The sequence below is a fragment of the Ruegeria sp. CDSC025 genome (assembly GCF_059610805.1).
Genome location: NZ_JBXWOJ010000003.1, coordinates 216,452 through 237,829, shown reverse-complemented (window position 1 = coordinate 237,829; position 21,378 = coordinate 216,452). Strand labels below are relative to the sequence as shown.

General features: G+C 58.5%; 18 protein-coding genes. 7 read left to right on the top strand and 11 right to left on the bottom strand.

Annotated elements, in window-relative coordinates; all coding sequences use genetic code 11:
• Positions 1 to 6: 6 nt before the first annotated feature.
• Genes rodA through AC2FH8_RS06565 form a run of 5 tightly spaced genes read right to left on the bottom strand, consistent with a single transcriptional unit; the run spans position 7 to position 5,622 of the window.
• Positions 7 to 1,146 carry a rod shape-determining protein RodA gene (rodA, locus tag AC2FH8_RS06585; RefSeq protein ID WP_496688935.1) on the bottom strand — a complete coding sequence of 380 codons (1,140 nt, stop codon included), beginning with the start codon at positions 1,144 to 1,146 and terminating at the stop codon, positions 7 to 9.
• A complete protein-coding gene (mrdA, locus tag AC2FH8_RS06580) occupies positions 1,143 to 3,092 on the bottom strand; it encodes a penicillin-binding protein 2 (RefSeq protein ID WP_496688933.1) in 1,950 nt (649 codons plus the stop codon). Before mrdA ends, rodA begins: the two co-directional genes overlap by 4 nt.
• Positions 3,092 to 3,625, bottom strand: a complete 534-nt coding sequence (locus tag AC2FH8_RS06575) for a rod shape-determining protein MreD (protein ID WP_142635595.1) — start codon at positions 3,623 to 3,625, stop codon at positions 3,092 to 3,094. Before AC2FH8_RS06575 ends, mrdA begins: the two co-directional genes overlap by 1 nt.
• Entirely contained in the window at positions 3,618 to 4,520 is a 903-nt protein-coding gene (gene mreC, locus AC2FH8_RS06570; RefSeq protein WP_496688931.1) for a rod shape-determining protein MreC, read from the bottom strand. The genes AC2FH8_RS06575 and mreC overlap by 8 nt, the downstream gene beginning before the upstream one ends.
• Positions 4,521 to 4,575: 55 nt before the next feature.
• Positions 4,576 to 5,622: a rod shape-determining protein gene (locus AC2FH8_RS06565; RefSeq protein WP_142635599.1), complete on the bottom strand. Its 1,047-nt coding sequence runs from the start codon at positions 5,620 to 5,622 to the stop codon at positions 4,576 to 4,578.
• Between the two features lie 154 nt (positions 5,623 to 5,776).
• On the opposite strand from AC2FH8_RS06565, the gene rlmJ reads away from it, so the two are divergent.
• Positions 5,777 to 6,562 (top strand): 23S rRNA (adenine(2030)-N(6))-methyltransferase RlmJ, encoded by a 786-nt coding sequence (gene rlmJ / locus AC2FH8_RS06560; RefSeq protein ID WP_496688929.1) that lies wholly within the window; start codon positions 5,777 to 5,779, stop codon positions 6,560 to 6,562.
• A gap of 182 nt (positions 6,563 to 6,744) precedes the next feature.
• On the opposite strand, the gene AC2FH8_RS06555 is transcribed toward rlmJ, so the two are convergent.
• The gene (locus AC2FH8_RS06555; protein ID WP_496688927.1) at positions 6,745 to 8,316 is read right to left on the bottom strand and encodes a 2-isopropylmalate synthase; all 1,572 of its coding nucleotides are present in this window, start codon (positions 8,314 to 8,316) and stop codon (positions 6,745 to 6,747) included.
• A 283-nt stretch (positions 8,317 to 8,599) separates the two neighbouring features.
• On the opposite strand from AC2FH8_RS06555, the gene AC2FH8_RS06550 reads away from it, so the two are divergent.
• A complete protein-coding gene (locus AC2FH8_RS06550; protein WP_496688925.1) occupies positions 8,600 to 9,265 on the top strand; it encodes an SDR family NAD(P)-dependent oxidoreductase in 666 nt (221 codons plus the stop codon).
• Positions 9,266 to 9,271: 6 nt separating this feature from the next.
• On the opposite strand, the gene AC2FH8_RS06545 is transcribed toward AC2FH8_RS06550, so the two are convergent.
• Positions 9,272 to 10,741 (bottom strand): MORN repeat-containing protein, encoded by a 1,470-nt coding sequence (locus AC2FH8_RS06545; RefSeq protein WP_142635608.1) that lies wholly within the window; start codon positions 10,739 to 10,741, stop codon positions 9,272 to 9,274.
• A 146-nt stretch (positions 10,742 to 10,887) separates the two neighbouring features.
• Here AC2FH8_RS06545 and AC2FH8_RS06540 point away from each other — a divergent pair, with 146 nt between their 5' ends.
• The 3 genes from AC2FH8_RS06540 (at position 10,888) to AC2FH8_RS06530 (ending at position 14,569) form a co-directional block, all read left to right on the top strand.
• On the top strand, positions 10,888 to 12,546 hold the full coding sequence (locus AC2FH8_RS06540) for an NAD+ synthase (RefSeq protein WP_281995373.1): 1,659 nt from the start codon (positions 10,888 to 10,890) through the stop codon (positions 12,544 to 12,546).
• Positions 12,547 to 12,834: 288 nt separating this feature from the next.
• A complete protein-coding gene (locus AC2FH8_RS06535) occupies positions 12,835 to 13,086 on the top strand; it encodes a hypothetical protein (RefSeq protein WP_281972510.1) in 252 nt (83 codons plus the stop codon).
• Positions 13,087 to 13,240: 154 nt separating this feature from the next.
• Entirely contained in the window at positions 13,241 to 14,569 is a 1,329-nt protein-coding gene (locus tag AC2FH8_RS06530) for an NAD(P)/FAD-dependent oxidoreductase (RefSeq protein WP_496689157.1), read from the top strand.
• 3 nt (positions 14,570 to 14,572) lie between these two features.
• On the opposite strand, the gene AC2FH8_RS06525 is transcribed toward AC2FH8_RS06530, so the two are convergent.
• Positions 14,573 to 15,505 (bottom strand): MBL fold metallo-hydrolase, encoded by a 933-nt coding sequence (locus AC2FH8_RS06525; RefSeq protein WP_496688922.1) that lies wholly within the window; start codon positions 15,503 to 15,505, stop codon positions 14,573 to 14,575.
• Positions 15,506 to 15,645: 140 nt separating this feature from the next.
• On the opposite strand from AC2FH8_RS06525, the gene gltX reads away from it, so the two are divergent.
• Positions 15,646 to 16,971, top strand: a complete 1,326-nt coding sequence (gene gltX, locus AC2FH8_RS06520; protein WP_496688920.1) for a glutamate--tRNA ligase — start codon at positions 15,646 to 15,648, stop codon at positions 16,969 to 16,971.
• A 55-nt stretch (positions 16,972 to 17,026) separates the two neighbouring features.
• Here the strand turns inward: gltX and AC2FH8_RS06515 are convergent, their stop codons facing one another.
• A complete protein-coding gene (locus tag AC2FH8_RS06515) occupies positions 17,027 to 17,593 on the bottom strand; it encodes a gamma-glutamylcyclotransferase family protein (RefSeq protein WP_496688918.1) in 567 nt (188 codons plus the stop codon).
• A gap of 93 nt (positions 17,594 to 17,686) precedes the next feature.
• Here AC2FH8_RS06515 and AC2FH8_RS06510 point away from each other — a divergent pair, with 93 nt between their 5' ends.
• Positions 17,687 to 18,133, top strand: coding sequence for an RrF2 family transcriptional regulator (locus AC2FH8_RS06510; protein WP_142635622.1), 447 nt, complete (start codon positions 17,687 to 17,689; stop codon positions 18,131 to 18,133).
• A gap of 2 nt (positions 18,134 to 18,135) precedes the next feature.
• Here the strand turns inward: AC2FH8_RS06510 and AC2FH8_RS06505 are convergent, their stop codons facing one another.
• On the bottom strand, positions 18,136 to 20,664 hold the full coding sequence (locus AC2FH8_RS06505; RefSeq protein ID WP_496688916.1) for an ABC transporter permease: 2,529 nt from the start codon (positions 20,662 to 20,664) through the stop codon (positions 18,136 to 18,138).
• On the bottom strand, positions 20,661 to 21,356 hold the full coding sequence (locus AC2FH8_RS06500) for an ABC transporter ATP-binding protein (protein ID WP_271948339.1): 696 nt from the start codon (positions 21,354 to 21,356) through the stop codon (positions 20,661 to 20,663). Before AC2FH8_RS06500 ends, AC2FH8_RS06505 begins: the two co-directional genes overlap by 4 nt.
• Positions 21,357 to 21,378 lie beyond the last annotated feature (22 nt).

The following is a 21,378-nucleotide window of genomic DNA, read 5'->3' as shown; positions in this document are numbered from 1 at the left end:
TTCGGATCAGCGGGGGCGGTGAATATGGGCACTTTGGACGATGCCGAAAGCTGCCATCAAAACCAGCATGGCCGAACCGCCATAGCTGACCATCGGCAGGGGAACTCCTACGACTGGGGCCAAGCCCATGACCATCGACATGTTCACGGCAAAGAATAGGAAGAAGTTCAGTGCGATACCCAGCGTGACCAAAGAGGAAAACCTGTCCTTGGTTGTCAGGGCCGTAACCAGGCAGAAGATCAGGATCAGCCCATAGAGAACCAGCAGGGTGATGCCGCCGACAAATCCGAATTCTTCGGCCAGCGTCGTAAAGATGAAATCTGTGTGTTTCTCGGGCAGGAAGTTCAGGCGCGATTGTGTGCCCTGCATGAACCCGCGCCCGTTCCAGCCTCCGGACCCCAGCGCGATCTTGGATTGGGTGATGTGATACCCCGCGCCCAGCGGATCGGTGGAGGGATCAAGGAAGGTGTCGATGCGGCGGAACTGGTAATCCTTGAGCAACTGCCACTCGGTTCCGCGGCTGTTGAAGACCGTGGCGATCAGACCGACACCTGCGGCAATAACCGCAGCGAAATAGGCCCAGTGAACGCCGGCCAGAAACATCAGGCCTCCCCCCGCCGCCAGCAGCAGGATCGAGGTGCCGAGATCCGGCTGGCGCAACACCATGAAGGTTGGGATCAGGATCAGGATGACAGGGATCAGAACCCAAAGGGGGTGTGACGTTTTATGCGATGGGAGCCAGTCGTAATAGGCCGCAAGCACCATCACCAGTGCTACTTTCATCACCTCTGATGGCTGCAGGCGCATGAACCCCAGGTCGATCCAGCGTTGCGCGCCCATGCCAACTGTTCCGAACAACTCGACCACCACAAGTAGAGCGATCGCGGCCAGATAAGCCAGAACCGACATATTTCGCCAGAACCAGATCGGGACCAGTGCCACAATGAACATCGCGATCAAGCCCAACCCAAAGCGTTCCATCTGAGGTTCGGCCCAAGGGGTCCATGATCCACCCGCCACCGAGTACAGCATCAGGAACCCTGCGCTGGCCACGCTGATCAGCAGCAGGGTCAGGGGCCAGTTCATATACAGGAACTTGCGGAACCCCGATGGCGTGGATTTGACGGCATATTCAAGATAGCTCATGCGCGGTCCTTCTGGGGCGGACGCGCTTTGGGGCGGCGGTCGCCCTCCAGCCGTTTTTGCTGTTCCTTGATACGCTCACGATCGGCGGCCGGATAGGCTTCGAGTGGTGGCGTACCGTTGTACAGCGCCTGCAGCATGATATCCCGTGCAACCGGTGCCGCGGCCTTCGACCCCCCGCCGCCATGTTCCACCACGACGGCTACGGCGTATTTCGGGTTGTCATAGGGGGCAAAGCTGACGAACAGCGCGTGGTCACGGCGTTCCCACGGCAGGTCTTCGTTGCGGATAACGCCAGCCGCACGTTCTGCCTTGGTGATATTGCGGACTTGGCTGGTGCCGGTCTTGCCCGCCATACGGAACTCATCCGAGATGATACGGCTGCGATAAGCGGTGCCGCGCCGGTCGTTCGAGACCGAAAACATTGCCTTGCGGACATATTCCAGATTAGTCCGATTGACCGCGAGCGGTTCCCCCGCGCCCGAGGGTTGTTCAACCCCATTGACCGAACGCACAAGGCGTGGCGAGACCGCACGCCCAGTTGCAATCCGGGCTGTCATGACGGCTAGTTGCAGCGGTGAGGCCAGCATAAAGCCCTGACCGATTGAGGCATTGGCAGTGTCACCTACCAGCCATTCTTCGCCGTGGACACGCTCTTTCCAAGCCTGATTGGGGGCAAGCCCTGCAGCCACTGCGGACATCGGGATATCGTGTTTCACGCCCAGCCCAAAGATACGAGCCATGTCGGAGATATTGTCGATGCCTGTGCGCAGGGCAACGTCGTAATAATACACATCGCAGCTGCGTTTCAGAGACAGACCAAGATCAACTGTACCATGCCCGCCGCGTTTCCAACAATGGAACCGGCGACTGCCGACTTTCAAGTGGCCGGGGCAGTAAACAGTGTTTCCAGGACCGATGACCCCAGCCTCAAGCGCGGCCATGGCGGTGATCATCTTAAAGGTCGAGCCGGGTGGATAAGTGCCCTGTACTGTCTTGTTGGCCAACGGGCGATAGTTGTCTTGTGTCAGAGCCCGGTAATCGGCAACCGAGATTCCGCGCACAAAAAGGTTGGGATCAAAGCTGGGTGCGGAACTGATGGCGCGGATATCACCGGTCTCACAATCGATCACCACTGCTGCGGCGCTTTCACCAGCCAAACGGGCCTGAGCGTATTGTTGAAGATCGGCATCGACCGACAGTTGCAAATCGGCCCCGGCCAAACCTTCTTGACGGTCAAGTTCACGCATCACGCGGCCGGTGGCGTTCACTTCGACGCGTTTGGCGCCTGCTTTGCCACGCAGACTGATTTCCTGTTTGGCCTCAAGCCCGACCTTGCCGATCTGAAAACGGGGAATGCGCAGAACGGGTTCCGGATCTTCTATCTGACTGAGGTCGTAATCGCTGACCGGTCCGACATAGCCGACGATATGCGCGAAATCCTCATATCTGGGATATTGCCGGGTCATCCCGACCTCGGGTGTGACACCGGGCAGGGCGGGGGCGTTGACGGCAACTTTCGAGATATCTTCCCAGGTGACTTGATCGGCCAGAGTGACCGGCAGGAACGGGGCCGATCTGCGCATTTCGGTCATGGCGCGTTCGACCTCATCCTCGGTCAGTGGGATCAGTTCAGAAAGCTTGGAGATGACGGCTTCAACATCGCCCGCATCTTCGCGCACCATGACGATACGGTAGGACGGAGAGTTTTGCCCGATGATCTGCCCGTTGCGATCGTATATTCGACCACGTGTGGGCGGGATCAGGCGGATGTTAATCCGGTTTTCCTCGGCCAACAGGCGGTATTCGTCAGCCTGATCTACCTGCATAAACCGCATCCGGGCAGCCAGACCCCCGATAAAAGCGGCTTGCAGGCCTCCAAGGATCAGCGCACGGCGTGGCAAACGTTTATAGGCGAGGCCCTGTGACTTAGGTTTGCGCTGTTTCATTACCGCCCTCCCGACAGGCCAGGGTCAGAAGGTGCGACACGACGCACACCAAAACCGTTCTGACTGAGCAGAACGATCAATGGGTAGATCCCGATTGTCAGAACCACTTGCACCACGACCATCCCCAATGCCGCTTGTTGCACGGACAGAATAGCAAGAATGACGCGATTCAGGAAAAAAACAGCTGTGATCACGACGGCAACGGTGGTCCATTCGCCCAAAAAGCCCGCGTCGCGCAACCCGGGAGTTGCGGACCGAAGATAGGCAGTACCCAACACAACAAGCGCGGCCAGCAAGCCGGGGGGACGTTGAAACAGAAGGTCGGCTGCCAGCATGATCAGGGCGACCAGCAGGGTTGGCACATATTCGGGGCGCCGCAGAACCCAGGCAAAGGTCAACGCAATCAGGAAATCCGGAAACGGCCAGCGATCCGGCTGCGTGTCCAGTGGCAGCAGGTGCAGGAACAAGACCAGCAGCGCCAACAGCAGATACAGGCCACGTTTGAGCCACAGATTGGACGCGGCACTATCCATCGCCGGTCTCCGTCGGTGTCAGTGCCGCCTCGGGTTGGCGTGGGCCGACAATTCCTCCGGGGTTCTGAATAAGTGGCGCAGACTGATAGCGCAGCACTCTTAGAAATTTGAGCCGTTCAAAATCTGCAGACAGCCGCACCCGCAGGCGGCCACCCGGATCAGCGGTAATCTGACCGATCAGCAGGCCGCCAGGGAAAACGCCGCCATCCCCCGAGGTCACAACCCTGTCGCCCGGGCGGACCAGTTCGCGATTCTCCAGAAACTCAACCACAGGCGCGGCGGTGTTGTCCCCGGCAATCAGAGCGGTCTGCCCCGACGGTTGAATCGTGGCAGGTATCGCGCTGGTTGCGTCGGTCATCAGGATCACCCGTGCGGTATCTGGACCAACTCCCGAGATACGGCCGACAACGCCAATCCCGTCCATGGTGGCCCATCCATCCATGATTCCGTCACGCTCGCCCACGTTCAACAGAACCGACTGCCGGAACGGAGAACCGCTATCGGCCATGACGACCCCGGTAATATAGGTCAGGCGCGGATCGAGACGCACATTGTTTAGATCCAGAAGCCGGGCATTTTCCTGCTCAAGTTGCAGTGCGGCCTCTTTCCAGGCGCGCATCAGACGCAACTCGCTGCGCAATTCCTGGTTCTGCTCGCTCAGGCGTTGATAGCTCTGAAAATCCCGTGCCAGATTGACCGCAGCGGTAACCGGAACCATCGCCCAATCCATCGAGGGCACCACGTTGTCGACAACCTGCGCCCGAAACCGTTCGACGCGAGGGCTGTCAATGCGCCAGACCAGAAAGATGCCCAGAAGGCACAGAACCACGATCCCCAGCAGCAGACGGCGGAGCGGGGTGGTGTATTCATCGCGCTGTGATCGGTCCTTTGCCACAGGACTCCTTCCCGTGCTGCTCGCGCCCGAATGTACCCTTTAGAGGGTGCGCGCCTTAGCTTTCGTAGTCAATCGCGTGGCGCAGCTGTTTTTCGTATTCCAGTGCCTTGCCGGTGCCCAAAGCCACACAGTTCAGGCTTTCATCAGCAATTGACACGGCCAGACCTGTCTGTTCCCGCAGTGCCAAATCCAAATCGCCCAACAAAGCACCGCCACCGGTCAGCATGACGCCGCGGTCCACGATATCTGCGGCCAGATCAGGTGGCGTGGTTTCAAGTGCGGTCATAACGGCTTCGCAGATTGCCTGAACCGGTTCCGACAGGGCCTCGGCGACCTGCGCCTGGCTGATTTCGATTTCTTTGGGCACGCCATTCAACAGATCGCGGCCACGGATATGCATCGACTGGCCGCGCCCGTCATCAGGCATACGGGCGGTTCCGATGGTGGTCTTGATCCGCTCGGCGGTGGATTCACCCACCAACAGGTTCTGCTGGCGGCGCAAGTATGAGATAATCGCCTCATCCATCCGGTCTCCGCCGACGCGGACCGAACGGGCATAGACAATGTCGCCCAGCGACAGAACGGCAACCTCGGTGGTACCGCCGCCGATGTCCACAACCATGTTGCCGGTCGGGTCGGTGATGGGCATTCCTGCACCAATAGCCGCAGCGATGGGTTCGGCGATCAGGCCCGCCCGGCGAGCGCCTGCGGACATAACCGATTGGCGAATGGCCCGTTTTTCAACAGGCGTAGCACCATGGGGGACGCAGACAATGATTTTGGGCTTTGAGAATGTGGAGCGTTTATGCACCTTACGAATAAAGTGCTTGATCATTTCTTCAGCGGTGTCGAAATCCGCAATCACGCCTTCGCGCATGGGGCGGATCGCTTCGATCGAACCAGGGGTTCGGCCCAGCATCAGCTTGGCATCCTCACCGACGGCGAGGACTTTCTTAACCCCATCCTTGACGTGGTAAGCCACAACTGAAGGTTCCGACAGGATCACACCGCGCCCTTTGACATAAACAAGCGTATTTGCTGTTCCAAGGTCGATCGCCATGTCCGCTGAGAACAAGCCGCCCAGATTGCCAAAGATGCCCATGTTGTACTGATCCCGTTCGTCAGAATTTCTACTGCCCGCGACTCGACGGTTCCGGGACGGATGTCTTATAGGGTGCCATCTCGCCCGGTAAAAGGGCTGATTCCGCGTAACTCAGCACCTTTCCGCCTTATTGAGAGGGACTTTAGAAGGCAACATGCTCTCTTATCAACACATTTACCACGCCGGGAATCTGGCTGATGTTCAAAAGCACGCTCTTTTGGCATGGGTACTGGACTATCTGACGCGAAAAGATAAGCCGATAACCTATCTTGAAACCCATTCCGGGCGTGGCCTGTACCAGTTAGACGCAGCAGAAGCCGTGCGCACAGGCGAGGCCGCCGTAGGTATCAAGCGAGCGCAGCGCGAAGGGTGGTTTCCATCTGATCATCCTTTGTCGCAGGCGCTGGCCAAGGTTCATGAACGGCACGGAGAAAACAGCTATGCCGGTTCGCCGCTGATCGCGGCCAACCTGCTGAGGGATCAGGACAGCCTGCATTTCGCAGAGCTGCACCCGCAGGAATACGCGGCATTGTCGATGACCATGTCCCCCTTTGGGGCAAAGGAGTACAAACAGGACGGGTTTGAGCTGGCGCAGTCGTTGCTGCCGCCAACGCCGCGGCGCGGGATGCTGATGATTGATCCCAGCTATGAGGTGAAGGCGGATTATGACCGGCTGCCGGGCGTGATCTCAAAACTGCACCGTAAATGGAATGTGGGCGTCATCGCGCTGTGGTATCCGATCCTGACCGATCAACGCCAGGCCCCGATGATTGCCGCGTTGAAGGCGCAGGGCTTTCCCAAGGCGATCTGTCATGAAGTCCAGTTTGCACCTGCGCGGGAAGGTCACCGAATGGTCGGATCAGGGATGTTCCTGCTGAACGCGCCCTTTGGCATCCAAGATGAAATGGACCGTCTGTCAGAGCTGTTCAAAGGGCTGTGACGCCAGTCTGATTTCGGACCATAGGGTTCTCCCGCCCCATTTGCCAGCATCTTAAAGATGCCGTCAAACGTGTTGGGCCCGGCAGCGCGCCGCAGGCGCGCTGCCGGGCCCAAAGCCGCAAGGGCGTCCGGCGTAGCCGGGCACCTGCGGGTGCGGGAGCCCTTGGGAGTTTCATCTGGCGGTCAGGTCAGGTCCTTGTAGCTGATTTCACGCGTGTCTGCACCTGGCCCGGCCTTTTCACGGCGCATGATCAGGCGGTTCAGTGCGTGGATATAGGCCTTGGCGGATGCCACGACCGTATCGGTGTTCGCTGACTGACCGGTGGCGATCATGCCGTCCTCTTCCAGCCGAACCGATACGGTTGCCTGCGCATCAGTACCCTCGGTCACAGCATGGACCTGATACAGTTGCAGGCGGGCGGTGTTGGGATAGATTCGGCGAACGGCTTTGAAGGTGGCATCGACTGGACCGTCGCCATGTTCGGTCGCGACAATGTCCTTGCCATCCACTTCCAGTTCGACCGTCGATTCCGCCTGACCGCCGGTGCCGCAGGTGACTTTCATCGAAACCAACTGCAGGTGATCGTCGGCCTCATCATCCTGGCTCATCAACGCGATCAGGTCGTCGTCAAAAACCTCTTTCTTGCGGTCGGCCAGATCCTTGAACCGCACGAAGATGTCCTTGAGCTGATTGTCACCGACCTCAAAGCCGAGCGTTTCCAGCTTATCGCGCAACGCAGCCCGGCCCGAGTGTTTGCCAAGCGGCAAAGAGGTGCCCGACAGGCCGATATCTTCAGGGCGCATGATCTCGAAATTCTCTCGGTTCTTCAGCATGCCGTCCTGATGGATTCCGCTTTCATGCGCAAAGGCATTCTTGCCGACAATGGCTTTGTTGAACTGAACCGGGAAGCCCGCAACCGTCGCAACCCGGCGCGAGATATGCATGATCTTGGTGGTGTCGATGCCGGTATGCCACGGCATGATGTCATTGCGGGTGCGCAGCGCCATCACAACTTCTTCCAGCGCAGTATTGCCCGCACGCTCGCCAAGGCCATTGATGGTGCACTCGATTTGACGCGCACCACCAGCGACAGCCGCCAGTGAGTTCGCCGTCGCCATGCCAAGATCGTTGTGGCAATGGGTGGCAAACACCACCTCATCCGCGCCCGGAACCGTTTCGATCAGGCGCTTGATCAGGTCAGCGGATTCGACAGGTGCCGTGTAACCGACAGTGTCGGGGATGTTGATCGTCGTGGCACCGGCCTTGATCGCGATCTCGATCACACGGCACAGATAATCCCACTCGGTCCGGGTCGCATCCATCGGCGACCACTGTACATTTTCGCACAGGTTGCGGGCGTGGCTGACGGTTTCGTGGATCTTGTCGGCCATCTCGTCCATGGTCAGGTTCGGAATGGCACGGTGCAGTGGAGAAGTGCCGATGAAAGTGTGGATGCGGTTCTTGCCAGCGTGTTTGATCGCCTCCCAGCAGCGGTCGATATCAGCGAAATTCGCACGGGCCAACCCACAGATGCGGCTGTTTTGTGATCGCTCGGCAATCTCGCTGACGGCTTTGAAGTCGCCTTCTGATGCGATCGGGAAACCGGCCTCGATGATGTCGACACCCATCTCGTCCAGCAGTTCCGCGATTTCCAGCTTTTCGGCATGGGTCATGGTCGCGCCGGGGCTCTGCTCGCCGTCGCGCAAAGTGGTGTCAAAGATCAAGACGCGGTCTTGGTCGGTCACATTGGTCATGGGATTCTCTTTCTTCTTCTGTCCTAAAGCCTATGGCGCGCGGGCGTCCTCCTCTGAGCGGGCGCGCCGGGTGGCACGCTCAGAGGCGGATTAGGATCAGTAGGCCCCGCAGAGACGCACCGCAGGGGGCGGTGTCGGCAACAAGGATATCTGCGCGGTTGATCATGGGGTTGAGCTTATACAGCGCATGCGGGGAATGAAAAGTAGGAATTTCATGCAGACGTCAAAACCTGCACGAATCGTGACGGTTGATTGCCGAGTGAAGACCGCTAGTTGATCCGGAATGGAGAAAGCTCTCATCATAGGTGCCTCGGGTGGTATCGGTGCCGCGCTGCAAAGGCTGTTGACCATGCAATCCGTAGACGTAACCACCTTGTCGCGTTCTGCTGATGGTTTCGACCTCACGAATGTCGAAGCTGTCGGCCCGGCTCTGGAAGCATTGCAATGCCCGTTTGACATGATCTTCGTTGCGACGGGTGCTTTGGAAATTAATGGTGCACAGCCAGAGAAGTCCATCAGATCAATTTCAGCGCAAGCAATGATGGACCAGTTTGCCCTGAATGCGGTTGGCCCGGCCCTTGTGCTGTCACAGGCCGCGCGGCTGTTGCCACGGGACAGGCGATCGGTTGTGGCGGTGTTGTCCGCCCGCGTCGGATCAATCGGAGATAATCGGCTGGGGGGATGGATCAGCTATCGGGCCGCAAAAGCGGCGGCCAATCAGATCGTGCGCACATCCGCGATTGAGCTGGCCCGCACCCACAAACAGGCGATCTGTGTGGCCCTGCATCCGGGCACAGTGCGTACAGAATTCACGCGCAAATATGTCGGGCGACACCCGGCCGTTGAATCGGATGAAGCCGCGCGAAACCTGCTGAGCGTCGCCAAGGCGCTTGTGCCCGCAGACACGGGCGGGTTCTTCGACTGGGCTGGAAAACCTGTGCCGTGGTGAGACCCGCTAACCGTCAGAGGCAGGGCTGGTTGCCGTTGTCGCGCTGTCGTCTGCCGGAGCACTCTCCTGCGGCTCGCTGGTGTTTTCACCCGGCAGAACACCGTTTTCCCAGACGCCGGTTTCTTCTTTGCCGTCTGCATAGCGCATCGTGCCGTCACCGTGGCGTTTGTTGTCCAAAAACCCACCTTCGTACACGTCACCAGTCGCATAGGTAGCGGTTCCGGTGCCGCTGATCTTCCCCTCGACCCAACCGCCTGTATAGGTGAAGCCGCGCGGTGTGGTTATCGATCCTTGCCCGTGGCGCTGCCCATCTTTGAAATCGCCCTTGTAGGTCGTTCCGTCCGGGAAGCTGGCTGTGCCCTCGCCCTGGCGCGCACCGTCGACCCAATCGCCTTCATATTTGTACCCGTTTGCAAATGTCAGAACACCGGTGCCGTGGTTCAGACCGTTCTTGAACTGCCCATCGTAGATGGCGCCGTTCGGGTAAGTGGCCTTGCCCTGACCCTCGAAGACGCCGGCGATCCAGTCGCCGTCGTAAATCAGGCCATCAGGATAGGTGTGCATTCCTTTGCCATGGGGCAGGTCTGCACTGAAATCACCGACATAGGTCGAACCGTCAGGATAGGTCAGCTCTCCGAGGCCCTCAATCTGGCCGTCTTTCCATTCACCAGTATAGTCAAACCCGTCCGTGCCCAGAAAACGGCCTTTGCCGTGGCGGCGATCATCGTGATAGTCACCTTCGTAAATGGCGCCACTGGCATAGGTTGCCTTGCCCTTGCCTTGTCGGCGCCCATCAAAAAAGTCGCCTTCATACAAATCGCCATTGGCTTGCAGTAGACGGCCTTTTCCGGTCATGCGATTTTCGGACCAGTCACCCGTATAACTCATACCTTCCGGCCGTGTCAGGCTACCTGTGCCATGACGCTTGCCGTCTTTGATGTCGCCCTCATACACGTTGCCTTTGGCTGAGGTGATCTTGCCTTTGCCCTGCTTGACCCCGTCGACCCAGTCGCCCTCGTAGACCTCTCCGGTCGGGTCGGTCAGAGTGCCTTTGCCGTGGTGCCGGGCATTCTTGAACCCACCTTCGTATTTCGCTCCGTTGGCATAGACGGCGACTCCTTGGCCGTTGAACGAGCCATCGGCCCATTCCCCTTCATAGCTGCCACCATCAGCATAGATGATCGTTCCGAACCCTTCGGGTTGACCGTTGGCAAAGGCGCCCTGATAGATCGACCCGTTAGCATAGCGCGCGATACCCTGACCCTGAATTTCGCCTTCGATCCATTCGCCTTCGTATTCGAAACCATCCGGCAACTGGTAGGTGCCGGTTCCGTGCCGCAGGCCATTTAGGAACGTGCCTTCGTATACGCCGCCCACTTCGTCATCGGCCACGACTACCTGATCGTTCTGCGCGAAGGCGGTCAGCGCTGACAGGGTCAATGCAACTGCGGCGATTGAAGTGCGAAAAACGTTCATGTTTGGTCCTGTCTGCGCGAGCATCGTGCTTTTGCGCAAAACTAGGATACCGACGCAGGCAGGGCAACGGCTTTTGCCTTATTGGTCTTTCACTCGCGGTGCGATCTGGTAAATGGCAATAGGACAGACGAGGGCAAGAGGGCAGTATGGCCGACCGTTTCCGTATCACTCTGGCGCAACTCAATCCCATTGTCGGGGATTTGGAAGGCAATGCGGCCAAGGCTTTTTCTGCGTGGGAACAGGCGCGCGAGGCCGGTGCCCAACTTGTTGCTTTCCCCGAGATGTTCATCACCGGCTATAATACGCAGGACCTTGTGATCAAGCCCGCGTTCCACAAAGCCGCAATGAAAGCTGTTGAGGCGCTTGCGGAACGTTGCGCCGATGGACCTGCGATTGCGATCGGTGGGCCGTGGTTCGAAGATGACCGGCTGTATAACGCCTATCTCATCCTCAAGAACGGCAGGATCAGCAGTAAAGTGCTGAAACATCACCTGCCGAATGAGACAGTCTTTGACGAAGTGCGCCTATATGATTCCGGCCCGCTGGGCGGTCCCTATTCGGTTGGCAACTCTCGGATCGGCAGCCCGATCTGCGAAGACAGCTGGCATCCGGATGTTGCCGAGACGCTGGAGGAGACAGGAGCCGAGTTTCTGCTGATCCCCAACGGCTCGCCTTATTTCCGAAACAAATATGATGTGCGCCTGAACCATATGGTGGCGCGCGTGGTTGAGACCGGATTGCCGCTGATTTACCTGAACATGGTCGGAGGGCAGGACGATCAGGTCTTTGACGGGGCGACCTTCGGGTTGAATCCAGGCGGAGAACTGGCATTCCGAATGCCTGTGTTCGACGAAGCGATAGCGCATGTGGATCTTGAACGCGGCGATGCAGGTTGGCGCATAATTCCGGACGAGATTGTGCCGCAGCCAGATGCGTGGGAGCAGGACTATCGCGCGATGGTCCAGTCTCTGCGTGATTACATGGCCAAAACCGGGTTCAAAAAGGGTGTTCTGGGTCTCTCTGGCGGCGTTGATTCAGCCCTTGTCGCGGCAATAGCGGTGGATGCGATTGGCGCTGAAAATGTTCGCTGCGTGATGTTGCCGTCGGAATATACCAGCCAGGATTCTTTGGATGATGCCGAAGCGGTGGCTAAGTCGTTGGGTGTTCACTATGATTTCGTCCCTATTGCACAGGGGCGCGCGGCGATCACGGATACGCTTGCCCCATTGTTTGCCGGGCGAGACGAAGATCTGACCGAAGAAAACATCCAGTCCCGCCTGCGGGGGCTGTTGCTGATGGCCCTGTCGAACAAGTTCGGCGAGATGCTGCTGACCACAGGCAACAAATCCGAAGTCGCCGTTGGATATGCCACGATCTATGGGGATATGAACGGTGGTTATAATCCGATCAAAGACCTGTACAAAACCCGCGTGTTCGAGACCTGCCGCTGGCGCAATGCCAATCATCGCGGCTGGATGAAAGGCCCTGAGGGTGAAGTCATCCGACCCTCGGTCATCGACAAACCTCCTAGTGCCGAGTTGCGCGAAGACCAGAAGGACAGTGACAGCCTGCCGGATTATCCGGTTCTGGACGCCATTCTGGATATATTGGTTGATCAGGATGGGTCGATCGCGGATTGCGTAGCCGCCGGGTTCGAAGAAGCCGTTGCGCGCCGGATCGAACATTTGGTCTATATCAGCGAATACAAACGGTTTCAGTCCGCCCCGGGGACACGTTTGACCAAGCGGGCATTCTGGCTGGATCGTAGGTATCCTATCGTGAATCGTTGGCGCGACAGGACCTGACGCATTACAGGAATCACCATTCTGACGCGAAAACTGTTTCCAATTTATGGGCAATAGTCGCCTGCTTCTGGAACTGTTTTTGTTTTTGAATGCAGCGGCTTAGATTTTCTTGGGCGTATCCGAGCCCCACTTGATGCTCGGTCTTTTTTTTGCCACATTTTAGCTTGATTGTTGCCCCATGTGGGGCGGATGCGACGCATTGTGGGAAATAGGTGTTTATGAGCTTTCCCTTCGGTCTTTAGCGACGCGTCCGAAATTGGATGTCTGAGTTAACGATTTGGTGCCATTATGTACGATGAATACGATAAACCGCTTCATTCACCGCCAAAATGGCGGTCTATGCAATCCGAAGGTCGGTCTCTGGATGAGGCAAAGGTAGATGCTGCCATTGCCAATTTGTTGAATGAAGAGGTGCCCAAAGAGGAATCCACGACGGTGGGCCCCGGCGCGCAGTTTCTGGAAACAGAAGCCAAGGTGCCGGAAGGCAGTATCGCTACCTCTTTGCGTCAGAAACTGGCTGAATTGTGCGGCGCGGCCTGAAGTTTTCAAAATCCTGAATTAGATGCGCTGGCTTGCCACGTTGGCCGAATGGTCACAGGCCTGAGCAATAGTCATTGAAGCGAAGTTTCTTCTGTTGCGTCTGTCCTGATCCCGCGCCTTCATTGCGGTCCGTGCAATGAGTTATGAGCGGTTGATGCCTGGCCCCAAGCCTAATGCTGTTGAACCCGATCTAAAGCTGCCAAAAGCCGTTGATGTTGTTGTCATTGGTGGAGGAATTATTGGGGCATCAACCGCCCTCGAACTGTCAGAGCGGGGAATGTCTGTCCTTCTGTGCGAAAAGGGACAAATTGCCTCTGAGCAGAGTTCACGGAACTGGGGATGGGTGCGTTTGGGTATGCGCGATCCTCGGGAAATCCCGCTGATGCAGGAATCACAGCGTATCTGGGCGCAGCTCGATCAACGCACCGGGCGCAAGACAGGTTTCACACAGGCCGGTATCCTGTTCGGCGCCTCAGGCAAGCGGGAACAGAGCAATCTTGAACGCTGGCTTCGCCATGTGAAGGGGTTGAATACTGGGGCAAGGATGGTGTCCGGGGCTCTGTTGGCGGAACTTATGCCAGACCATCAGACGGGGTTGGATTGCGCATTGTTTATGCCGCAAGACGGTAGGGCGGAACCGCAATGGGCTGCACCCGCAATCGCCGAAGCTGCGCGTGACCGGGGGGCCCTGTTGATGACCAACTGTGCAGTGCGCTGTCTGGATACAGAGGCGGACCGTGTCGTCGGTGTCTTCACAGAACGCGGTCGCGTGGCCTGCGGCAATGTCGTACTGGCGGGCGGTGCGTGGTCGCGCTTGTTTGCAGGGAATGCTGGAGTTGATTTTCCACAACTGAAGGTGCTGAACACCGTATTCCGAACCTCTCCGGTTTCCGGTCCTGAGGCTGCCTTGTGGTCGGACAATTTTGCAATACGCAAGCGGGACGACGGAGGGTATACGATTGCGTCCGGGCACGAAAACACCGTTGATATCGTGCCGGATAGCCTTCGTCTGGCGTGGCAATTTCTTCCTGCGTTTCGCCAGGAGTGGCGGTCGCTGCGGTTTCGGGTGTCGAAGCGGTGGGCCGAAGAGGCGCGACAAGATCGGAGGTGGTTGCCCACGGATGTGACACCGTTCGAACTTTGCCGCACTCTGGATCCCGAACCATCGCTCCGGGTGTTGCGGCGGGCTTGGAAAAGCGCAATCAGTGGTATTCCCGCGCTAAAGCAGGTTGAAATCGTTCAAAGCTGGGCAGGGATGATTGATGTAACGCCGGATGCGATCCCGATCATCTCGCACGTGGACCACAGGCCCGGCCTGTTCATCGCTACGGGTTTCTCGGGTCATGGGTTCGGAATCGGGCCCGGTGCCGGGCGGCTGATGGCTGATCTGGTCTCGGGCAATGTCCCCTGTGTTAATCCGGCCGTTTTCCGCCTGTCCCGCTTTACGGACGGGTCGAAAATCCGGCCGGACCTGGGGTATTAGACGTTAACCCATCATCTGATAGCTGACCGGGACAAATCGGAACCCATCGCCGCGCGTCTCGACGAAACCGGCGGCAGGGAAGGGCATGTGATATCCGATCATCGGGATTTTGTCCGCCGCCAGCATTCCCAGCACATTACGCCGAGAAGCGGCGGCTGCGGCTTTGTCCATGTCGAATTTCACTTCCCACTCGGGTTGGGCGAAGGACCAGACATAGTGATTGGCCAGATCGGCCGTCAGCACCAGACGTTGACCGTTGCTTTCCAGATGAAAGACCGTGTGTCCGGGGGTATGCCCATGCGCTGAAACGGCGGTTATTCCGGACAGAACCTCGCCGCCATCGCCGACAAAGGTCATCTTTTCGGCCATTGGGGTCACTTTGGCGGCGACCAGATCGCCGACCCGATTGCCGGAATCCTGCGCGGCCCAAAAGTCATACTCGGATGATGCGGTGACATAGCGCGCATTCGGGAAGGTTGGCGCGTCATTTGTGGTCATGCCGCCAATATGGTCAGGGTGCATGTGGGTGATGACGACGACATCGATTTGATCCGGGCTCACGCCTGCATCTGCCAATGCCGCCTGAATGCCGCCTTGCCCAAGGCCAGTATCAAACAGCACAAGTTCAGATCCGGTATTGACCAGCGTTGGTGTGAAAAAGAACTGGGCTTTATCGGCAGGAATAAAATTCTGGGCCGATACGTTTGCAAATTCCTCATCCGTGGCACCGCCGCCGAAAATCTCTTTGGCGCCATCGCGCGGCAGGCTGCCATCCAGCAGAGTTGTTACGGTGAAATCGCCCAGCTGGAACGATTTCGCGATAGTTGAATTCGCTTTGGTATCGCTTGCTGCAGCCAGGATGGGGGTAGCAGCTGATGCAAAAGGCAATGCTGCCGCCGCGCCCAGTGCGGCCCTACGAGTTAGTGTAACGGTCATTTTGAGATCTCCCTGTGTGTGCCAGCACTTTGAAGATAGGGTATCGCCCGAGGATTGCCACCTGACGTTGGCGTGAACCGGTGCGGTGGCTGGACAATTTGCCCATCCTGTGAGAAGAGCCGCGCCAACAGGAGACTCCTATGACAACCACCCGTTTCGCCCCGTCACCCACCGGTTACATCCATGTGGGCAACCTGCGCACAGCGCTGATGAACTACCTGATTGCCCGCAAGGCCGGCGGCACGTTCATCCTGCGTATCGACGACACAGACCCCGAGCGGTCGAAGGAAGAATATGTCGATGCCATCAAACAGGACCTCGAGTGGCTGGGCCTGCATTGGGACCGGGTCGAACGACAGTCCGAGCGTCTGGACCGCTATGCTGAGGCAGCCGACAAGCTGCGGGAGATGGGCCGGTTCTATGAAGCCTTCGAAACCCCGACCGAGCTGGACCTCAAGCGCAAGAAGCAGCTGAATATGGGCAAGCCGCCGGTTTATGACCGCGCAGCATTGAACCTTAACGACGCCGAGAAAGACGCGCTGCGGGCAGAACGTGGCAACGGTGTCTGGCGCTTTAGGCTGGATCATGAACGGATCGAGTGGACCGACGGTATTCTAGGCGATATCTCGATTGATGCATCCTCGGTGTCGGATCCAGTACTGATCCGGGGCGACGGTCAGGTTCTGTACACGATTGCGTCGGTGGTCGATGATACCGAAATGGGTGTGACCGATGTGGTGCGTGGCTCGGACCATGTAACCAATACTGCGACGCAGATTCAGATCATCCAAGCGCTGGGCGGTACTTGCCCGCGTTTTGCACATCATTCTCTGCTGACCGGCCCCCAGGGCGAGGCGCTGTCTAAGCGACTGGGCACGCTGGCTCTGCGTGATCTGCGCGAGCAGGGCGTACAGCCGTTAGCATTGCTCAGCTTGATGGCGCGTCTGGGCTCATCCGACCCGGTTGAGTTGCGGACAGAGATGGCCGAGCTGATCGATGGATTTGACATTGGTCGTTTTGGTGCCGCGCCGACCAAGTTTGACGTTCAGGACCTGTTTCCGTTGACGGCAAAACACCTGCAATCTTTGTCATTGGCCGACGTTGCGGATGCTGTGGCAGATGCGGGCGTACCGGCCGAACTGGCCGAACCGTTCTGGGCCATGGCCCGCGAGAACATCACCACTCTGGCAGACCTGAAAGGGTGGTGGGAGCTGTGCCTTAACGGTGCCGAACCACTGATTGCCGATGAAGACCGAGAGTTCATCACCGAGGCTGTGGCGTTGTTGCCAGAAGGCCCGTTCGACGGCGCGACCTGGGGGCAGTGGACCAGCGCGGTGAAAGACGCGACAGGCCGCAAGGGCAAGAGTCTGTTCATGCCTTTGCGCAAGGCACTGACAGGGATGGAGCGCGGCCCCGAGATGGCAACCCTGTTGCCCCTTCTGCAGGTGATCCGCGCGCGCGGCTGATCTTAGTGCCTTAGATTGTGATAAGGCGTGGTCTGCTGGCCGCGCCATTTTTCTATTAGGTCTCTGCGATCTGGGCTGCTATTCGCTTCAGCCGATCATCCACAAAACAAGTCTCATCTGGTTTCAATGCCTGGTGGCGCGGATACCGCGGCTCTGCCCGGTCATTCAGGATCGGGGCGTCCCAGCCATCAGTGGTAGCAAAAAAGCGATCGGCGCCCTCGCACCCGAACGCACGCAAATAGCCTTGCACAACCACGTCGATATAGCTCATCAGCAGGGGGTGGCGCCGGCTGGCCGCGGATTGACGGTCATCAGGTACGGCATAAACAGCGATCTCAACCTCGTGTGGCAGAGAATGGGTGACGGCCTTAGTCGCTGGAACGCGGTCGTAGGCCCACTCACGTTGATCCAGCGCGTCCCAGTCATTTCCCGGGACATGGGCAATCATGCCGTCGATTTCAGAAGTGGGATCCGGAATGGCGGTCAGGAAAGCGACCGGGCGCAAATCGGTATGCCGCCAGGCCCGCCGCCATCCCTTCAACTGCGCGGGATGCGGGTCGGGGAAATCGTGGGTCGCGAGGTTCACGAGGCTGCCGTAGCCAAAGAAATAGGGGTCTGCCATGCGGGATCACTTCTGACCGGGAATTGATGTATGTCAAACCGCTTTTTTGCCCAACATGCAATAAGGCAGCATGTTGAACTTAGGGAGGCAAACATGCGGATAACCAAGCGGACAAATATTGCTGTGCGCCTACTGATGTATTGTGCAGCAAATCCAGACAGGTTGGTGACCAAATCCGAGATCGCAAAGGCCTGTAATATCTCGGAAAACCATTTGGCGCAGGTGATCAACCAACTCAGCCAGTTAGATTATCTGAGCACTCATCGCGGTCGCAATGGCGGTATGGTACTCGCTAGATCTGCTGATCAGATACGGATCGGTTCGGTTTTTCGGCATATCGAGGGCGACTTGCCGATTGCCGAGTGCTTTGCGGATGCCGACAATACATGCCCGCTCACCAACGCCTGCCGGCTGCGTCTTGCGCTGCGGGACGCGGCCGAGGTCTTTTATGCCTCGCTGGACGAAATCACGTTGGATTCGCTGGTGTGTGACAATGCAAATCTGCTGACGATTTTGCAGCCCGTCGCCTGCGTCCGATAAACTCAGTCGCTGGCGCGCAAGATGCGCGCCGGGCGAACGGCAAGGGGTTTCAAGGCAAAGATCAACCCCGCGCCCAGCGTGACGATGATCCCGGCCAATACGATGCCGATGGCAGATGGCCAGATGACGTCAAAGCTGGTGTCGAAAATATATGTCGCAACCGCCCAGCCGCCGAGGATGCCCACCATCAGGGCCACAATTCCAGCGGCAGACCCCAGCAGAACAGCCCGAAGGGCAAAGCTGATCAATATGCGCCGACGGTCGGCACCGATGGTCTTCAGGACTGCGGCCTCGTACCGCCGGGCTGGTTCGCCCGCTGCCGCGGCGCCGATCAGGACCAGAAAGCCGGTTAGCAGCGATACACCAGCCCCATAAGACGTCGCAGCGGCCAACCCGGCCAGCAGACCCGAGACCCGGTCAATCGCATCGCGGACACGGATTGCGGTGATATTGGGGAATTTACCCGCCAGATCACGAAGGATCGCGGCTTCGGCCTGCTCTTCGGCATAGACGGTGGCAATGAAGCTATGCGGTGCGCCGGCCAGGGCCGACGGGTTCATGGACATGATGAAACCCATCCCGGCGGTCGAGAAATCCACCTCGCGCAGAGAGGTGAGCTCTGCGGTGATGTCGCGCCCCAATATGTTGACGGTCAGTTGGTCACCCAGCTTCAGGCCCATCTCTTCGGCCTCTTCAGCGGCGAAGCTGACCTGAGGCGTTCCGGAATAGTCCTCGGACCACCATTCCCCGGCGGTGACCCGTGCGTTCGAGGGCGGGGCGTCGGAATAGGTGACCCCGCGGTCGCCTTCCAGTACCCAGTGGTCCCCGGCGACCTCAATCGCGGGCTGCCCGTTAATCTGCGTGATGATCCCGCGCAGCATGGGCGCGCTTTGGATCCGGCTTACGGCAGGGTCGTTTTCCAGCCGTTCGGTAAAGCCGGGCATCTGCTCTTTCTGGATATCGACGAAGAAATAAGAAGGGGCGACATCGGGCAGGTTTCCTGAAATCGCGTTTCGCAGGGTGCCGTCGATTTGCCCGACTGCGGCCAGTACCGACAGGCCCAACCCCAGCGACAGGACAACCGATGCGGCCCCTTCGCGCGGATCGGAAATGGCCGACAGGGCCCATCGCAGGGGAGGATTCCCTCGGGCGGGTTTTGTGGTCAGGCGCGCCAGTTTGCGGATCGCCAGCGCTGCCATCGAAAGCAGAACCAGCGCTCCGGCCAACCCGCCGCTGGTCCAAAGGGTCAGGCGCGCCGATCCGCTGAAAAAGGCAGCTGCGCCGATCAGCGCCGCAAGCCCGATGCCTGTCGCTAGGATGTATTTTGCACGGGGCAGGAAGCGCGCCGAAGACAGCGCATCGCGAAACAGGGTCGCAGCGCGGACTTCTTCAGTACGGGCAAGGGGCCAGAGTGTGAATAAAAAGGCGGTGAGCACGCCGTAAAGCGCGGCTTCAGCCAGAGGCTGCGGATAGAACGAGAACACTGCGGGCACAGGCAGGCGAGTTTCGATCAGCGGCGCAAGCAGCAGAGGCACCGATCCACCCAATATGATGCCCAGAAAAATGCCGATGCCAGAGAGAATACCGATCTGGATCAGATAAGTCTGAAACACGGTCGCCCGATCGGCACCCAAAGTACGCAAGGTAGCAATGGTTTCAGTCTTTTGCGCCAGATAGGCGCGCACCGCTGCAGATACGCCGATGCCGCCAACAGCCAGCCCGGATAGTCCAACCAGAACCAGAAAAGCGCTGAGCCGGGCAACAAATTCTGAAATGCCGGGGGCACCGTTCCGTGCATCGGTCCACCGCATTCCGCTGCCTTCAAGGGCTTCGCTTGCCTGCGCCGAAAGAGCTGTAAGATCAGACCCCGGCGGTAGATCCAGGCGGTATTTGGTGGAAAACAGAGTACCCGGTGCCAATAATCCGGAAGTCAGCAAGTCCTGTGTGCGGATCAGCGTGCGCGGACCCAATCCAAACCCGTCTGCCGCCCCGTCCGGTTCGTGGATCAGGGCTGCCATCAGGACAAATTCCTGAGTTCCAAGTGAAAACCGATCCCCAACCGATAGCTGAAGCCGGTCGATCAGAGCGGGAGCCATTACGGCACCGGGCGCCCCTTGCTGGCCTGTAAAGGCGTCACGCAGGGGCATCTGGGGCTCTAGTATTGGCTTGCCCAACAATGGATAGGAGTCGTCAACGGATTTGACCTGCGTAAGCGCCCGCTGTGGGTCACTATTCTGCTGCGCGACTGCCATTGACCGAAAATCGACGACTTCGGAGATGGCTAAGGCCGCGTCGTTCATCCATGCACGCTCAGCCTCATCCGCAAAGCGATAGGTGAATTCCAGCTGTGCATCCCCGCCCAGCAGAGCCGCGCCTTCTTGCGTCAGTCCGGTTTGGATGGCGTGGCGGACCGAACCCACTGCGGCAATGGCAGCGACCCCAAGTGCAAGACAAGCCAGAAACACCCGAAAACCGCGCAGACCTCCGCGCAGTTCCCGCCGCGCCAGCCGCCCGGCCATCCGCAGGCTCATTCGGCGGCCTCTTGCCTTGTGTCATCGGCAATCCTTCCATCGCGCAGCCGGACAACACGGTCACATCTGCGCGCAAGGCTGTGGCTATGGGTCACCAGAACTAAAGTAGCACCATGCCTGTCGCGCAGGCCAAGCAGCAGATCAATGATGGCGGCTCCGTTTGTTTCGTCCAGATTGCCGGTAGGCTCATCCGCCAGCAGGATCTGTGGTCGCGGGGCAGAGGCACGGGCGAGCGCGACGCGCTGCTGCTCTCCACCGGAGAGCTGCGCCGGATAATGGTCGCGTCGATGCGTCAGCCCTACGGACTCCAATTCGGCTTCGGCCCGTTGAAAGGCATCTTTGTGGCCGGCCAACTCCAGCGGTGTGGCCACGTTCTCAAGGGCAGTCATCGTGGGGATCAGGTGGAAATTCTGAAATACAACGCCCATGCTGTTGCGTCGGAACCGCGCGAGCTCGTCTTCGTTCATGCGGGTCAGATTTTGCCCGAGTGCAGTTACCTGGCCGCCCGTCGCCTGTTCCAGCCCGCCCATCAGCATTAGTAACGACGATTTTCCTGACCCGGACGGCCCAATCAGACCCAGTGTCTCGCCCTTGTGTACGGAAAGCGTGATGTCGTGCAGGATATCTACCTGACCGGCATTGCCATCCAGCGATAAAGCGGCATTTTCAAGCGATAGAACAGTTGCGATCATGGGTTGGTCCGAACCGAGGTAA

Coding starts and splice junctions, on each gene's coding strand:
- rodA (WP_496688935.1), bottom strand. CDS start 1,146: ATGAGCTATCTTGAATATGCCGTCAAATCCACGCCATCGGGGTTCCGC.
- mrdA (WP_496688933.1), bottom strand. CDS start 3,092: ATGAAACAGCGCAAACCTAAGTCACAGGGCCTCGCCTATAAACGTTTG.
- AC2FH8_RS06575 (WP_142635595.1), bottom strand. CDS start 3,625: ATGGATAGTGCCGCGTCCAATCTGTGGCTCAAACGTGGCCTGTATCTG.
- AC2FH8_RS06565 (WP_142635599.1), bottom strand. CDS start 5,622: ATGGGCATCTTTGGCAATCTGGGCGGCTTGTTCTCAGCGGACATGGCG.
- rlmJ (WP_496688929.1), top strand. CDS start 5,777: ATGCTCTCTTATCAACACATTTACCACGCCGGGAATCTGGCTGATGTT.
- AC2FH8_RS06555 (WP_496688927.1), bottom strand. CDS start 8,316: ATGACCAATGTGACCGACCAAGACCGCGTCTTGATCTTTGACACCACT.
- AC2FH8_RS06550 (WP_496688925.1), top strand. CDS start 8,600: ATGGAGAAAGCTCTCATCATAGGTGCCTCGGGTGGTATCGGTGCCGCG.
- AC2FH8_RS06545 (WP_142635608.1), bottom strand. CDS start 10,741: ATGAACGTTTTTCGCACTTCAATCGCCGCAGTTGCATTGACCCTGTCA.
- AC2FH8_RS06540 (WP_281995373.1), top strand. CDS start 10,888: ATGGCCGACCGTTTCCGTATCACTCTGGCGCAACTCAATCCCATTGTC.
- AC2FH8_RS06535 (WP_281972510.1), top strand. CDS start 12,835: ATGTACGATGAATACGATAAACCGCTTCATTCACCGCCAAAATGGCGG.
- AC2FH8_RS06530 (WP_496689157.1), top strand. CDS start 13,241: ATGCCTGGCCCCAAGCCTAATGCTGTTGAACCCGATCTAAAGCTGCCA.
- AC2FH8_RS06525 (WP_496688922.1), bottom strand. CDS start 15,505: ATGACCGTTACACTAACTCGTAGGGCCGCACTGGGCGCGGCGGCAGCA.
- gltX (WP_496688920.1), top strand. CDS start 15,646: ATGACAACCACCCGTTTCGCCCCGTCACCCACCGGTTACATCCATGTG.
- AC2FH8_RS06515 (WP_496688918.1), bottom strand. CDS start 17,593: ATGGCAGACCCCTATTTCTTTGGCTACGGCAGCCTCGTGAACCTCGCG.
- AC2FH8_RS06510 (WP_142635622.1), top strand. CDS start 17,687: ATGCGGATAACCAAGCGGACAAATATTGCTGTGCGCCTACTGATGTAT.
- AC2FH8_RS06505 (WP_496688916.1), bottom strand. CDS start 20,664: ATGAGCCTGCGGATGGCCGGGCGGCTGGCGCGGCGGGAACTGCGCGGA.
- AC2FH8_RS06500 (WP_271948339.1), bottom strand. CDS start 21,356: ATGATCGCAACTGTTCTATCGCTTGAAAATGCCGCTTTATCGCTGGAT.